The organism is uncultured Dokdonia sp., from assembly GCF_937910895.1.
Lineage (GTDB): Bacteria > Bacteroidota > Bacteroidia > Flavobacteriales > Flavobacteriaceae > Dokdonia.
This window is the reverse complement of record NZ_CALEMI010000146.1, coordinates 1-15862: the sequence shown is the minus strand read 5'-3', so window position 1 is coordinate 15862 and position 15862 is coordinate 1. Positions and strand designations below refer to the sequence as shown.

The following is a 15862-nucleotide window of genomic DNA, read 5'->3' as shown; positions in this document are numbered from 1 at the left end:
ACTCATATCATGAAATCACTTTCCTTAGAACATATCATCCAGGAACCAACAAAGACAACAGAAGGAAAAGCTCCGTTATTGCTTTTATTACACGGCTACGGAAGTGATGAAAATGACCTCTTTAGCTTTGCGTCAGAACTCCCTGAACACTACTTTATTATTTCAGCGAGAGCACCTATCGCTATGCAACCGTATGGAAATGCTTGGTATGCGATTACCATAGATCAAGAAGGTATAAAAACCTCAGATACTGAAGCTGCTATCGTATCCAGAGATTTGATCGCTACTTTTATTACAGAAGCCGTTGCAGCTTATAACCTAGATCCTTTTAATGTGACCTTACTTGGGTTTAGCCAAGGCACAATTTTAAGTTATGCTGTTGCCCTTACCTATCCAGAAAAGGTAAAAAATGTGATTGGGTTAAGTGGCTATATCAATGGAGATATTATCGATGTAAAGTCGGCAGCCTCCTATGCACATCTGAATATCTATAACTCGCATGGTACGGTAGACCAAGTCATTCCTATTGATGCTGCACGTCAAACACCCGGATACCTCAGCAAGTTAGGTATAGAAAGTTCGCTGAGTGAATTCCCTGTCGGACACGGAGTACATCCTACCAACTTTTATGAATTTAAAGAATGGTTGCTGAAATTGTAGCTACTATTAATTATTCTACATTTTTCTTTCACTTTTCATTTTGTTTAGTACGCTTTCGCGAAAGCGTAAACAATAGTATTTCCGAAAATAAGTAACAATCTTGAAAATGGATTGCTCTTATGTGAAACCATTGTTTCTGAGAAAACTATCGCAGTAGCTTATCTCAAAAAGTTTTGGAAAACCATTCTTGAATTTGAAAATGAACTGAAGTAAATAGCTAGCATTCACAAACACTTGACTTACGTTTTTAAAATTTGTAGCTCGTAAGAATTAATTCCCATTTTACTTTAGTACTTTGTTCCGTATAAAAGTAGTAGAAGAACTACGTACTATTCATCCTAACAAAAAATCATGCAAAACATTCAATTTCCTGTCAACTTCGAATTTAAGATCTCTACACTTGCCAATGATTTTAAAGCGACAGACGCCAGTGGAAAAACCATCGCATACGTTCGCCAAAAAATGTTTAAACTTAAAGAAGACATTCAGATTTTTAGTGACGAATCAAGAACAAAAGAAAATTACAGAATCAAGGCAGATAAATGGTTGGATTTCTCAACTGCCTATTCTTTTTACGATGAGCGAAATACCAACTTTGGAAAAGTAGTACGTAAAGGATGGCGATCTATTTGGAAAGCACAATATCAAATCATTGATGAATCTAAAAAACACCAATATTCTATAAGTGAGGAAAATGCATGGGTCAAAGTACTCGACTCTTTGCTAGGTGAAATTCCTGTCTTGGGTATGTTTACAGGGTATGTATTTAACCCTTCCTATATCGTAGAAAATATGAATGGGAAACCAATTATCAAACTAAAGAAACAAGCTTCTTTCTTTGGTAGAAAATTTGAACTTACAAAATTAGGTGAGTTGGATGCGGATGACGATGACAGAGTCATGTTGAGTTTGATGATGATGATTTTATTGGAAAGACGAAGAGGGTAATATCCTTTAAGACATACTCTACCGATCTACTTGAATGACCTCTAGGTTGTCAATCTTACCAGCATCTACTGTAAAACGAAGCATCGTACGTACTTTGTGAAAACCGTGCTTACCGATCGCGCCTGGGTTCATGTGGAGTAAGCCTAGTTTTTTGTCGGGCATTACTTTTAAGATATGGCTATGCCCGCATATAAATAATTTAGGCGGATTTGCACGTATGGCATCTCTTATAGCAGGCGAATAGTGACCTGGATAGCCTCCAATATGTGTGATCCAGACATCCACACCTTCACACACAAAACGATTATTCAATGGGAATTCTTGACGTGCTTCACTATCGTCTATATTTCCAAAAACAGCACGTAAGGGTTTCATTTTTTGAAGCGCATCGGTTACCTTTAAATCGCCGATATCGCCCGCATGCCACACCTCATCTGCCCATTGTGCATGACCTAAAATATGATCGTCTATATAACTATGCGTATCGCTGAGAAGAAGTATTTTTTTCAAAAGATATTAGTATTTCCTTTTTTAAAAGGTATGTTTATAAAATAGAATCGGTGATGAGTTCAAAAGTAGCATAACCGTATTAATTGTTTTTTATACGCTTTCGCGAAAGCGTATATTTGCTCAAAAATAAGACACTTTGCGGTATTTTATACAACTATCTTATAACGGAACTCCGTATCACGGATGGCAACGCCAACCGAATGCTGTCACTGTGCAACAAACCATTGAAGAAGCATTGTCTACTTTGTTGCGTACACCTACGACCATTATGGGAGCAGGAAGGACAGATACAGGCGTACACGCCCGCATGATGTATGCACACGTAGATATTATACCTGAAGATGTAAATGATTCCGCTTTCGCGAATCTGCCTGCCGGCGAGACAGGAGCGAACCTAACAAAACTCACGTATAAACTCAATAATTTTTTACCGCCGAGTATTGCCATTCAAGCGATTCTACCTGTTAAGGAAGATGCACATGCACGTTTTGATGCCACACATAGGTCGTATCTTTACAGAATACATACCACCAAAAATCCGTTTACGCAGGAACGTGCTTTTTACTATAAAATTCCGTTAGACATTCAACGTATGCAAGAAGCATCAGACATCCTACTCACCTATTCAGATTTTGAATGTTTTAGCAAGTCAAATACAGATGTCAACACCTATCTTTGTAGTATTAAAGAAGCCTCTTGGTCACTGGTGGATAACGAATATCATTTTACCATTACCGCAGATCGTTTTTTGCGTAATATGGTACGAGCTATTGTTGGTACCTTAGTAGAAATTGGGCAAGGAAAAAAACCCGTTTCTTGGATGCACGAGGTGATTAAAGGTAAAAATAGAAGTCTCGCTGGCGCATCTGCTCCTGCACATGGATTATACCTAACTGATATTGGGTATCCTAAACATATATTTGTAGATTAATGGAAGATACCAAGGGAAAAGCATTTGACACCAAACTCTTTAAAAGGTTATTGCAATTTGCAATGCCTTATAGATGGCAATTGTATGTAGCTGCGATTAGTGCTATTCTTCTTTCTGTATTTGCAGCATTACACCCTTATTATATGAAGGGTGCCATTGATATAGGAATTAGTCAAAAAAATCCTGAAAGCCTTATTTACTTTATCACATTGATGGGGTTAGTCCTTATGGGGCAAGTTGTTTTTCAATTACTATTCATTTATTTTTCTAATTGGATAGGGCAACAGGTTATACGTGATATCCGTGTAAAATTGTTTAAGCACATGCTTCGGTTTAAGATGCAGTACTTTGACACTTCTGCTGTAGGAAGATTAGTAACACGTGCCGTAGGGGATATAGAAACCATTTCTAGTATTTTTAGTCAAGGACTGTTTATGATCATTGCCGATTTATTAAAAATGGGCGTTGTTTTAGGATTTATGTTTTGGGAGAGTTGGCGACTTACTCTTATTGTATTAGCAGTTTTTCCTATCATATTATATGCTACCAGAGTTTTTCAACGTGCTATGAAAGTTGCTTTTGAAGAAGTACGAACTCAAGTATCTAATCTAAATACGTTTGTTCAAGAACGTGTCACAGGGATGAAAATCGTACAGATTTTTAATCGTGAGAAGATTGAACAGGAAAAGTTCGGAAAGATTAATAAAAAGCATAAGGATGCTTGGAATAAAACGGTATGGTATAACTCTATCTTTTTTCCGATTGCAGAAATGTGTACCTCTATCACAATAGGACTTGTCGTATGGTATGGAGGGTTAAAGATTGCAGAATCAGACGCGATTACACTAGGTGTGATTACTGCTTTTATAAGCTATATCCAAATGTTATTTACACCCTTACGCCAAATAGCAGATAAGTTTAACACCCTCCAAATGGGTATGGTTGCTGCAAATCGCGTATTTGGGATTCTAGATAAAAATTCTCAAATTAAAGATATAGGAACCAAAGAACTTAAAAACGTAATTGGCAAAATTACATTTGATAACGTACGTTTTAGCTATGTTTCTGATGAGGAGGTTTTAAAAGGAATTTCTTTTACTGCAGAACCGGGACAAACTATTGCGATTGTAGGGTCTACGGGCGCAGGAAAATCGACTATTATTAATTTATTGAGTCGTTTTTACGAGATAGATAGTGGTCGCATTATGATAGATGAGGTTTCTATTGCAGACATCAAATTATACGAATTAAGAAAAGAAATTGCCGTAGTGCTGCAAGATGTTTTCTTATTTGCAGATTCTATTTTGAATAATATTACACTTAATGATCCTTCCATTTCTGAAGAAGAAGTTATTGCATCAGCAAAAGCAATAGGGGTTCATAAATTTATCTCTAGTCTTCCTGATGGGTATCATTATAATGTAAAAGAACGTGGAGCTATGCTTTCTAGCGGGCAGCGACAGCTTATTGCTTTTTTACGTGCGTATGTAAGTAATCCATCTATATTAATATTAGATGAAGCGACCTCATCTGTAGATTCACATAGTGAACAGCTTATCCAGAAAGCTATTGGTAAAATCACTAAGGGACGTACCTCTATTGTTATTGCACATCGCCTTGCTACTATAAAAAAAGCAGATCTTATCATGGTGATGGATAAAGGAATGATCGTAGAAAAAGGCACACATAAAGAACTCCTTAAAAACGAAGGAGGTCATTATCACGCACTTTACGAAGCTCAATTTACAGAAGTAGTGATCTCATAAACGCAGTAAACGCTTATACCTCTCGATACGTAACGAGTGTGATCTCTTCAGACTTTCCTCGTAAATGTACTTTTCCTATGGTTTCTTTTTTAAGACCTTTTGGTAATTGGTATAAGATATTTGCAAAATCACTAGAAGTAAGAATATCTACTTGGTGCTCATTACAGCTTGCTTGAATCCGTGCTGTAGTATTGAGGACGTCTCCAGAAAAAGCAATATCACGCTTAATTTTTCCTAGCTCACCTACCATCACAGCACCATAATGAAGTCCTACTTTAAATGTAGGTACATAACCATACCGCTTCATATAATAGGTTTCCCGTTTTTTTATGGCGTCTCGCATTCTATAAAAACATTGTAAGGCATTTGCTTTTCGGAGTCCGTTTTTCATTTTCCAGGTAATAACGACCTCATCGCCTACATATTGATAGACTTCTCCTTGGCTTTTTTGTATGGCTGAAGCAATATCTTCAAAAAAATCCTTGAGAAAATGAAAATATTTTTCTTCTCCTATAGCTTCAGCAATTCCTGTTGCGTTACGGATATCGGCAAACATAAAAATACGGCGTTCTCTTTTAGGACTGAAATACTTTCCTTTGAGGTAATCTGGAAAAACACCAGGACCATACTTTTCATTGATCATAAAAACAATTACGGTTCCCAAAACAATAAACAACCAGATAATAAGATTTTTAATAAACAACCATCCTACAAAAAATACTTTAACCGCTGCAATGACTTCTTTACTATGAAAAGGTTTTCCTAAATAATCACTATAATAAAAAACACTGCCAATCAAACTAATAATGAGTGCTACAATAAGATAGGTAATGGCAATAACAATAAGTGCCTTTCCAAAAGCATATTTTCTAAGACTACGCTCCATAAAATTGAGCGTCACCGTTCCTCCTATAAGCCCTGCAATGATAGAGACTAAAAGGCTTGCTTTAAAAGATATAGTAAAATCATATTCTGATGTTAAAGCATCATTATCCATCAATGTCAAGTATTCATAAAAGAATAGGACATTAAAAATAAGTACCCAAGCAAAAAGTACCCAAAAAGCTCTTTTTGTATAATACCAGATTTCTTCTTTAGAAAGTATATTCATTGATATTTTATTGCTTTCGCGAACCTACCTGACGGCAGGCAGAAGCGTATTCCTACTGCAAAGTATCTTTTATGACTTGGATAGTTTGTTTTATAGTATTGCCATTAATAGAATCTTTGACTGCCTGTGTTGATTCTTTTAATGCTTTTTGTGCCTCAGCTTGTTCTTTCATTAATTTTAAAAATTCTATATCTGTATCAGTGCCTGTTTTTATTGCAACGACGCTTAGAATCACCACAAAAACAAAAAACACCAAGAACATCAAACCTATTAATAAACAAAAGAGACCTAATTTTAAAATAGTATTCCCAGCATCTAACTCAAATAAACGCTTTAGTACAAAGGTCATATACCCTATAAGAATGAATATCGATACAAAACTAAATATTTTATATAAAGATTGATTCCATATGGTCATTAACGTTATTATCGTTGTGATTAAAGCAATATGCGAGTATCCATAGAGGTAAATTACAAAGTGCTCCACTAAATTGTATTTTTTATAATTCCAAAAGACAATTCTAGAGAATATAGCAAGAATAGGGATCATAGCAAAATATACAACAGATTGGTATTCTACTAATTCCTTTAAAAATTTAGAAGTGAAGTTTTTTTGCATTTCTGCAGTAGTTCCTGTATAAAAACTCGTTTGTGCTTGGATCATATCCTCCATAAACCAGTTTTTAATCACAAAAGCTGAAACTCCTGCCACCGTAAGTGCTACTGCAAAGTAACTAAAAGCAGGAAGGTATTTTTTACGCATTCCTTTTAGATAACCACCAATAACAGCTTCTGGTTTTTTGAAAAGTGCAAGAAATGTTCTTAGAAACGCATTCTCAATATTTAAAAATCGATCTACAAAATCTTCAAAAAGATTACGCCAAGTGATTCGGTTGTAAATACGCTTCCCACCACAGTTAGAACAAAATCGTTGATCTAATGCAAGAGGTTGATTGCAATTAATACACGTATCACTTACTTCAAGAAGTTGTTGTTTTGACTTTGCTACTTTTCCCATAGGGATATCATTTGATCCATTAGTGATGATAAGTTAAGATACTATATGAACTAAGTTCCAAAAAGTAACAAGGTGTCCTTGACGCTTTTTGCAAGCTGCTTTACACTATCTACTTGAAGGCTATCCTTTACGGCCTTGGCTGCTTCTTTCAATGCTTTCTGATTTTTTTGCACTTCTTTCATCTTTTCTATAAAAGTGTCAAAAACTCCTATTTTGTAAAGTAATGCGCTTGCAATTCCAAAAAACAAAATACTCAATATTAAAAATACAACAATAAATAGTATCGTTTTTAAGACTATTTTTTCGATTGTTAGATCAAATAGGCGCATCAATACAAATGCTGTATAACCTACATATACAAACATTAATAAAGAACTTATAACAATCTGAGCTACACTAGACCACATAAATAAGATCCCCAAAATAGACGCTACAATTTGAGTATGGGAATAGACATATAGATAAATTACTACATGTTCAATAAAATTATATTTTTTGTAATTCCAGAATACAAGTTTAGAAACCACAGCGTAAAAGGGAATATTGACAAATGTGAGAATAGATTGATACTCAAACACCCAATTAATCATTTCCTTAGTGGCTTCGACAGTGCCTTTTACATCAACACCATCGGTAGCTGTTATTCCTTGACGAAACATATCGTCAGTCATAAACCACTTTCTAAAGACAAAGGTGTATAATCCTGTAATTGTAAGAGAGATTGCAAAATAGCTAAAGGCTGAAAGATAGCGTTTCCGCATTCCGTCAATATAGCCTCCTATAACATCTTCTGGTTTATTAAAAAGTGCAAAAAAGGTTCTTAGAAAGTTATTTTCAATATTTAAGAATCGATCTACAAAATCTTCGGTAAGGTTGCTCCAATTTAATCTGTTGTACATCCTTTTTGCCCCACAACTTGGGCAAAAAGCTTGATCTAAGTTTAATGGGGCATCACAGTTTTTACATCGATTAGAAATCGTAGGAAGCTGTTCTTTCTTCTTTCTCTTTTTAGGTTTCTTAGGAGTTTTATTTTCTTCAGGGAGTACTTCTTCTTCCATGTAATTAGCTTAAATCGGATGTGATTAATTCACGTAACTCATCTATTGTTTTGTAGGGGACGAATTCTCCATTCTTTATATAACTTATCTCTCCAGACTCTTCACTGACAACTAGGGCTAGAGCATCTGTTTTTTCTGTAATACCAATGGCAGCCCTGTGCCTAAGTCCAAAACGTAATGGAATATTACGCTCTTGCGTTACTGGTAAAATGACTCTAGTTGCCGTAATTGTATTGTCTTCTATAATCATTGCACCATCATGTAGCGTAGAATTTTTATAGAAAATACTTTCTATAATAGGTCTATTTACAGCAATTGCCATGGCATCTCCTGTTGCCTTTACAAATTCTAGACTTGTCGCCCTTCTAATCACAATAAGGGCTCCAGAGCGTACCTCTCCCATATTAACACAAGCAGCTAATATCGCATTGACATCTATCTCTAAAATTTTATCATTTTTAGAAAACTGGAAATTTTTAAATACCCCTTTGCCTCTTGCTAAGTTTGTACTCCCTACCATTAATAAAAACTTACGAATCTCTTGTTGGAAAACAACGATCAAAGCAAACATTCCTACTCCTATAAATTGCCCAAGAATTGTACTGAGCATTTCCATTTTTAACAACACGGTTAGTTGCCATATAAGATAGATCACTACAATACCTATAAATATATTAATAGCAACAGTTCCTTTTACCAATTTATATACATAGTAAAGTAAGGTTGCTACTAAGACAATATCTATAATGTCAAAAATTCTAAAATTTTCAAATATTTCCAAAAAACAATGCTTTGTAGTAAAAGTAAAGGAAAAAACGACATACTAAAACTAAGGGTACAAAAAAACCGTTTTTAGTTTGCTAAAAACGGTTTTTTGATATGAAGGTGAATGGTTAAGTGTTAAAAGTGTCTATCATTTTTAAAGCTAGATATTACATCTATGCTCATAGTTGAAAATTAAGTCATGAACAACTCTGTACCATTAATGGATGCTCATTAAAATTAAATTGAGTAATAAATTCTAGCAGTTACCGCAACTTGGCTTAAGTGGACCTGAATATACAGTGGTTATACAAGTATCAGAAGGACACCAAATAGCAGTAAGTCCAATTATAGAACCAGTTCCTCCATTAACTTGATTTTGATCTAAATTTGAAATAACTGTTTTGTCAAGACTTAATGACTTTAGATTCTTTTTTTTCATAATGAATTGATTTTAAATAGTATTCCTTTAATATTACAAATAAAAATTAAACATAGCACAGTATAAAGTGTTAAAACGGACGAACTTTTTCAAAGAGTATAGTGAAATTAATTGCTCAAAAAAAACGCAATAATCTTACATAATATTATTTCTTAATAATCACCTTTTGAGTCGTTGTTATTCCTGTGTCATTTTTCAATGTTAGAAAATACACCCCATTTCTATATTTTGAAACATCAATAGACGTAAGATTTTCTGTAATAGGAAAACGAGCTATTTCTTGTCCCATAATATTTAAAAGTATAGCTTCTTTTACTTTTACAACAGATTTTATATATAATTCTCCTTTTGATGGATTAGGATATATATTGACACCTTTAACTGCAAAAGTATCTTCTACAGAAAGAGATTGATCAAAAAGTATTTGTAATTCATCAATTGGCTCAAAGACTTCGCTAGTGATCCATACATTAAGATCTAATGATAAGTTACCGTAAGAGCTATCCGTATCAGAAGGATCTGCAACACGTATAAAAGCGGATGCCGAGCTTATACCAAATTCTAGACATCTTGAGTCAGCACCAGGGCGTTTTGCACCTTGTAATGCTGCCATCAGTTTTTCTGCAAGACTCCCTTCTGTAGTTAGGAACGCAGTTTCCATATCTGTCACAACATCTTGAGATATTAATATATTCCCTGCTATTGAATAATTGGGACCTGTCGCATGAATAAATTCTTCAAAACAATTAGGTCCTGTAAAAGCAGCACTCAATGGATTTCCATTATTTAAAGTAACTGCCGTATACTGACGAAAAGACGGATCATTTGACACATCATTATCTTGAAGCCATTGCATAATTTCTTCTGGCGTATCACCAGCTTCCATTCGGGTTCTTGCATTATTTTGATTTGTAGGGCTATAAAAAGATTGGGTATGGATCGCCCCAACTCCCAATACAATATCGCTTATAGCTAGTGCACCATCTTCTGCAGAAATACACGTAGCACCTGCACTTCCAATTTCGCCAGTAACAGGATCTACTGCAACAATAGAAAAAGTGTGTTGACCATACGTGAGACTAATAGATAAGAAGAAGAATAGAAAATAAAATGTAGTTTTTTTCATCGTTGTAGTTTTATACTACAATAACAACTTATGAAGTAAATCTCCTACAAAATATAAACAGTATTTATTATTTAAAATTTAATCCAATCGTTAAATAGTTAATTTACAAACTAAGAAAGTCATTTATTATTTCCATTTGATACTACAACCTATACTTGGTTTCTGGATCATGGTTTGTGGTCTGCTATTAAATACATTATCCAAAGCTTCTCTCAGATCACGACCATTTACGGAGATTCCATTTCCAGGTCTTGAGGCGTCTAGTTGTCCTCGATATACCAATCGATCATCTGCTCCAAAAAGATAAAAATCAGGTGTGCACGCAGCATCATAAGCTTTTGCAACTTCTTGTGTCTCGTCAAGTAAATACGGAAATGTAAAATTATTTTTTCGTGCATTTTCCCACATAGCGGCAGGTCCATCCTGTGGGTACGCACTAATATCATTGCTACTTATCGCTACAAAACCAAATCCTAAAACACGATAATCATTGGCAACACGTACAATCTCATCTATTACGTGAATTACAAAAGGGCAGTGATTACATATAAACATCACTACAGTACCAAGTTCTCCCTTAATATCCTGATAACTAAACACGTTATTTGTAATCGTATCTATCAGCTTGAAATCGGGAGCTTTTGTACCAAGCTCAATCATATTAGAAGGAGTAAGTGCCATAGTATTTAGTATAAATTTAAGTGATTGTACATCTTGTTTAAAGATACATACTAATTTGACGCAAAAAAGCATGGTTCGTTACGTCGTTTTCTACTCTTTTATTTTATAGATTTTTCTATGCTAGTGCTATTCTTAATTTTTACGCTTTCGCGAAAGCATAAAAAAGCCACTTTCCGAAAAACAGAAAGTGGCTTTAGTTTAAATCTTATATTTATAAGATACCCGTCTTTACGAGTATTTATTTAATCATACCATACGAACGGTTGATAAAATTGGTAAGTTCTTCTCCTTTTAAAAGGTTTTGAGATAGCTTAGCAAGGTCAAAAGATTGCTTAATTAAACGTTCTTTTTTCTTTGCAGTCTTCGTATTTAAAATCTCTGACACCAACTCATGGTTTGCATTAACTACAAGATTGTACATATCTGGCATGTTACCCATACCAAACATACCGCCACCACCACCGCTTTGTTGCATCTCTTTCATACGACGTATAAACTCAGGTTGTGTAATGATAAATGGTGCTGCATTACTATCCATCGCTTCCATTTGTACAGTGTACGAAGAATCTGCTATAGACTCTGTAATGACAGTCTTAAGAGCTTCTTTTTCCTCGTCAGAAAGTTTACTAATTTGTGTATCTTCTTTCTTAATAAGGTTATCTACATGATCACCATCGACACGTACAAAAGAAACATTTTCTTTAGTTGTTTCAATCTTCTGGATTAAATGACTTACGATTGGAGAGTCTAATAAAAGCACCTCATATCCTTTGTCCTTTGCTCTTTGAATGTATGCGTGTTGTGCATCCTTATCACTTGCGTATAAGACAACGAGTTTATCATCTTTATCGGTTTGTGTATCTTTTATTTTTGCTTCTAGTTCTTCCCAAGTTAAATACGTATCGTCTACGGTTGGGTATAAAGCAAATTTGTCTGCTTTTTCAAAGAATTTTTCTTCAGAAAGCATTCCGTACTCGATCACTACTTTGATGTCATTCCATTTCTTTTCAAAATCTTCACGATCATTTGTAAATAGAGACTTCAACTTATCTGCTACCTTACGTGTGATGTATCCAGCGATTTTCTTTACAGCTCCATCTGCTTGTAAATAACTACGAGATACATTCAACGGAATATCTGGAGAATCAATCACACCACGAAGCATTGTTAAGAAATCTGGTACAATTCCTTCTACATTATCTGTTACAAATACCTGATTTTGGTATAACTGAATGCGGTCTTTTTGTGCATTCATATCTTGTCCAAGCTTAGGGAAGTATAAAATTCCTGTAAGGTTGAATGGGTAATCGACATTAAGGTGTATGTTAAAGAGAGGCTCTTCAAACTGCATCGGATATAACTCACGATAGAAACTCTTATAGTCTGCATCTTCAAGATCTGCAGGTTGTTTTGTCCACGCTGGTGTAGGATTGTTAATGATATTATCTACTTCTTGAGTAGGAGCTGGATCTTCTTCTTTTGCGTCTTCTGGTTTTGGAAGTGTTTCTGTTTTTGTACCAAACTTAATGGGTACTGGCATAAACTTGTTGTACTTAGTTAACAACTCCGTAATACGACTTTCTTCAAGAAACTCTGTACTGTCCTCTGCGATGTGAAGAATGATTTCAGATCCTCGATCTGTTTTATCTGCTTCTACCAATGTAAATTCTGGAGACCCATCACATGTCCAATGTGCCGCAGGCTCGTCTTTGTGAGATTTTGTAATGATCTCTACTTTTTCTGCGACCATAAATGCAGAATAGAATCCTAATCCAAAATGACCTATGATGCCAGTATCTTTTGCACCATCTTCGTATTTATTTAAGAACTCTTCAGCTCCAGAAAAAGCCACCTGATTAATGTACTTCTCTACCTCTTCTGCAGTCATACCAAGACCTTGATCTATAACATGAAGTTTTTTTCCTTCTTTATCTATTTTTACTTCAATGATAGGATTTCCATACTCGACCTTAGATTCACCTATACTAGTAAGATGCTTTAACTTAAGAGTAGCATCTGTGGCATTGGAGATTAATTCTCTAAGAAATATCTCGTGATCACTATATAAGAACTTTTTAATAAGTGGGAAGATATTTTCTACCGACACATTAATTTTTCCTGTTGACATATTTTTATTTTTTGATAATTAGATGTTGATTAAAGACTAGACAAAAAAAATACCACTTCGTAGAATATGACAAGATGACATCATATAAAATACAAAAGCCTGAAATAACTATGTATTTCGGGCTTTTAATTTAGTATCAAAAAGTTATGTCGCTTTCAGAACTTTTATGCTTGTCCTGTAGGTCCAAAATTTAATGGGATAGGTTGTTTCTCATAATCCTTAATTTCACCGTGCGCATTTTCAAAACGTTTGATGTTTTCTGCTAGTGCTTTGGTCAATCTTTTTGCGTGTTGAGGCGTAAGGATAATTCTGGATTTTACTTTACTTTTTGGTGTTCCTGGCATGATGTTTACAAAATCAACTACAAATTCTGATACGGAGTGATTAATAATAGCTAAGTTAGAATACGTTCCTTGAGCGATAGCTTCATCCAGTTCTATATTGATCTGTCCTTTTTTCTTTTGAGTTTTTTTGTTGTCTTCCATCTTATATGAATTTCCGCAAAGGCGGAAATCTTATCCCGTCTATCGCTATTACTTTTATATATAAAACTTCCAGCTTTATGGAAGTATCTAAATTAAAAATCCCATCTTACACTATGCAAGATGGGATTGTTATTATGAATTAGTATGCTTTCGCACTTCGACAGAACTCAGCATAAACTTCTTTGTCGCTGTGCTACTTGAAAGCGGACTAGTTATAATTTACTTCTTGCTTTTCAGCCATCATATTCTGTAAATCTTCTTTGCTTCCTACGATAATATTATCATAGCGACGCATACCTGTTCCTGCTGGTATTTTATGTCCAACAATTACATTCTCCTTAAGTCCTTCTAACGTATCTATTTTACCGCTTACAGCAGCTTCATTTAATACTTTAGTAGTTTCTTGGAAAGAAGCTGCAGAAATAAATGATTTTGTTTGAAGTGATGCTCTTGTAATACCTTGAAGTATTGGCGATGCTGTTGCTGGGGTAACGCCTCTAGCGACAACAAGGTTTTTATCTTCTCTTCTTAGTATAGAGTTTTCATCTCTAAGCTCACGTGGAGATACAATCTGACCTGCTTTAAGGTTTTCTGATTCTCCAGCATCTTCTACCACTCTCATTCCGAAAATAGCATCATTCTCTTCAATAAAATCATCTTTATGTACTAATTGATTTTCTAGGAAAATAGTATCTCCCGGATCCTCAATACGTACTTTACGCATCATCTGACGTACCACTACTTCGAAGTGCTTATCATTGATCTTCACCCCTTGTAAACGATATACTTCTTGTACTTCATTTACTAAGTATTGTTGTACAGCCGATGGGCCTTTTATGTTTAAGATGTCGTTTGGTGTCACAGAACCATCAGAAAGTGGCATACCTGCACGTACATAATCATTTTCTTGTACAAGAATCTGATTAGATAACTTCACCAAGTATTTCTTTACCTCTCCTAGTTTAGACTCAACGATAATCTCACGATTACCACGTTTGATCTTACCAAAAGAAACAACACCATCAATAGCTGATACAACTGCTGGATTAGAAGGATTACGTGCTTCAAATAATTCTGTTACACGTGGAAGACCTCCTGTAATATCTCCTGCTTTTGCAGACTTACGAGGTATCTTCACAAGAATCTTACCTTCTTTTACTTTTTCACCATCATCTATCATTAAGTGAGCACCTACAGGTAAGTTGTAAGAACGTAAAGCTGTTCCGTCTTTATCCTCAATAATTAATGTAGGTATCTTTTTCTTATCCCTAGATTCTGAAATTACTTTTTCTTGGAAACCTGTTTGCTCATCAGTTTCTACACGGTATGTAATACCTTGCTCGATACTTTCAAACTTGATCTTACCAGAGAATTCTGAAATAACAACTCCATTAAATGGATCCCACTTACAAATTACTTGTCCTTCTTTTACTTTAGTTCCAGGCTCTAAAAAGAGCTGAGAACCATAAGGAATTGTATTTGTACTTAATGTGATTCCTGTTTTAGTATCTGTTACTTTAGCTTCAGATGTACGAGAGATTACAATAACCACTTCGTTACCTTCATTATCTGTCCCTTTTACTGTCTTAAGATCTTCAATATCTAATTTACCAGGGAATTTTACAGTTACATTACTATCTTCAGAAACACCTCCTGCTACCCCACCTACGTGGAACGTACGCAATGTAAGTTGTGTACCTGGTTCTCCAATAGATTGTGCTGCAACAACACCTACAGCCTCTCCCATTTGTACTGTTTTACCAGTAGCTAGGTTACGACCGTAGCACTTTACACAAATTCCTTTCTTAGCTTCACACGTAAGCGCTGATCTTACATCTACACTTTCTATAGGAGCTGCTCCAATAGCAGCTGCAATATCATGTGTGATTTCTGCTCCAGCGTATGCAAGAATATCACTTGTAAGTGGGTTAATTACATCATTTAATGATGTTCTACCTTCTATACGATCTTGTAGCTTTTCTATAATCTCTTCATTCTTCTTAAGTGCAGAAACTTCTACACCTCGTAACGTACCACAATCTGTACTATTAATAATAACATCTTGTGAAACATCTACTAGACGACGTGTTAAATATCCTGCATCTGCTGTTTTAAGAGCGGTATCTGCAAGACCTTTACGAGCCCCGTGAGTAGAAATAAAGTACTCAAGAATTGAAAGTCCTTCCTTAAAGTTCGAAAGAATCGGGTTTTCAATAATTTCACCACCAGATGAAAC

General features: G+C 35.0%; 13 protein-coding genes and 1 pseudogene. 4 read left to right on the top strand and 10 right to left on the bottom strand.

Features of this window, described 5'->3' with window-relative positions; translation table 11 throughout:
* Positions 1 to 9 precede the first annotated feature (9 nt).
* Positions 10 to 660, top strand: a complete 651-nt coding sequence (locus Q0505_RS17310) for an alpha/beta fold hydrolase (protein ID WP_299215583.1) — start codon at positions 10 to 12, stop codon at positions 658 to 660.
* A gap of 351 nt (positions 661 to 1011) precedes the next feature.
* Complete coding sequence (locus tag Q0505_RS17305) at positions 1012 to 1608, top strand: hypothetical protein (RefSeq protein ID WP_299215581.1); 597 nt, start codon at positions 1012 to 1014, stop codon at positions 1606 to 1608.
* Between the two features lie 18 nt (positions 1609 to 1626).
* On the opposite strand, the gene Q0505_RS17300 is transcribed toward Q0505_RS17305, so the two are convergent.
* Positions 1627 to 2118: a metallophosphoesterase family protein gene (locus Q0505_RS17300; RefSeq protein ID WP_299215579.1), complete on the bottom strand. Its 492-nt coding sequence runs from the start codon at positions 2116 to 2118 to the stop codon at positions 1627 to 1629.
* A gap of 136 nt (positions 2119 to 2254) precedes the next feature.
* Between Q0505_RS17300 and truA the strand changes: the two genes are divergently transcribed.
* Both truA and Q0505_RS17290 read left to right on the top strand, forming a co-directional pair.
* The gene (gene truA / locus Q0505_RS17295) at positions 2255 to 3049 is read left to right on the top strand and encodes a tRNA pseudouridine(38-40) synthase TruA (RefSeq protein WP_299215577.1); all 795 of its coding nucleotides are present in this window, start codon (positions 2255 to 2257) and stop codon (positions 3047 to 3049) included.
* The gene (locus Q0505_RS17290) at positions 3049 to 4815 is read left to right on the top strand and encodes an ABC transporter ATP-binding protein (RefSeq protein WP_299215575.1); all 1767 of its coding nucleotides are present in this window, start codon (positions 3049 to 3051) and stop codon (positions 4813 to 4815) included. Before truA ends, Q0505_RS17290 begins: the two co-directional genes overlap by 1 nt.
* 13 nt (positions 4816 to 4828) lie before the next feature.
* Here the strand turns inward: Q0505_RS17290 and Q0505_RS17285 are convergent, their stop codons facing one another.
* From Q0505_RS17285 to Q0505_RS17245, 9 genes and pseudogenes are all read right to left on the bottom strand, one after another.
* Positions 4829 to 5926, bottom strand: coding sequence for an adenylate/guanylate cyclase domain-containing protein (locus tag Q0505_RS17285; RefSeq protein WP_299215573.1), 1098 nt, complete (start codon positions 5924 to 5926; stop codon positions 4829 to 4831).
* Positions 5927 to 5978: 52 nt separating this feature from the next.
* Positions 5979 to 6944, bottom strand: coding sequence for a DUF3667 domain-containing protein (locus tag Q0505_RS17280; protein WP_299215571.1), 966 nt, complete (start codon positions 6942 to 6944; stop codon positions 5979 to 5981).
* 50 nt (positions 6945 to 6994) lie between these two features.
* Positions 6995 to 8002: a DUF3667 domain-containing protein gene (locus tag Q0505_RS17275; protein WP_299215569.1), complete on the bottom strand. Its 1008-nt coding sequence runs from the start codon at positions 8000 to 8002 to the stop codon at positions 6995 to 6997.
* Between the two features lie 4 nt (positions 8003 to 8006).
* Positions 8007 to 8783, bottom strand: a complete 777-nt coding sequence (locus Q0505_RS17270) for a diadenylate cyclase (RefSeq protein WP_299215567.1) — start codon at positions 8781 to 8783, stop codon at positions 8007 to 8009.
* A 568-nt stretch (positions 8784 to 9351) separates the two neighbouring features.
* Positions 9352 to 10332 (bottom strand): DUF1028 domain-containing protein, encoded by a 981-nt coding sequence (locus Q0505_RS17265; protein WP_299215565.1) that lies wholly within the window; start codon positions 10330 to 10332, stop codon positions 9352 to 9354.
* 126 nt (positions 10333 to 10458) lie between these two features.
* A complete protein-coding gene (locus tag Q0505_RS17260; protein WP_299215563.1) occupies positions 10459 to 11013 on the bottom strand; it encodes a thioredoxin family protein in 555 nt (184 codons plus the stop codon).
* A 238-nt stretch (positions 11014 to 11251) separates the two neighbouring features.
* A complete protein-coding gene (gene htpG, locus Q0505_RS17255; protein ID WP_299215561.1) occupies positions 11252 to 13141 on the bottom strand; it encodes a molecular chaperone HtpG in 1890 nt (629 codons plus the stop codon).
* 164 nt (positions 13142 to 13305) lie between these two features.
* Positions 13306 to 13626, bottom strand: a complete 321-nt coding sequence (locus tag Q0505_RS17250) for a DUF3467 domain-containing protein (RefSeq protein WP_299215559.1) — start codon at positions 13624 to 13626, stop codon at positions 13306 to 13308.
* Between the two features lie 208 nt (positions 13627 to 13834).
* Positions 13835 to 15862, bottom strand: a pseudogene (locus Q0505_RS17245) (DNA-directed RNA polymerase subunit beta'); the annotation flags it as partial.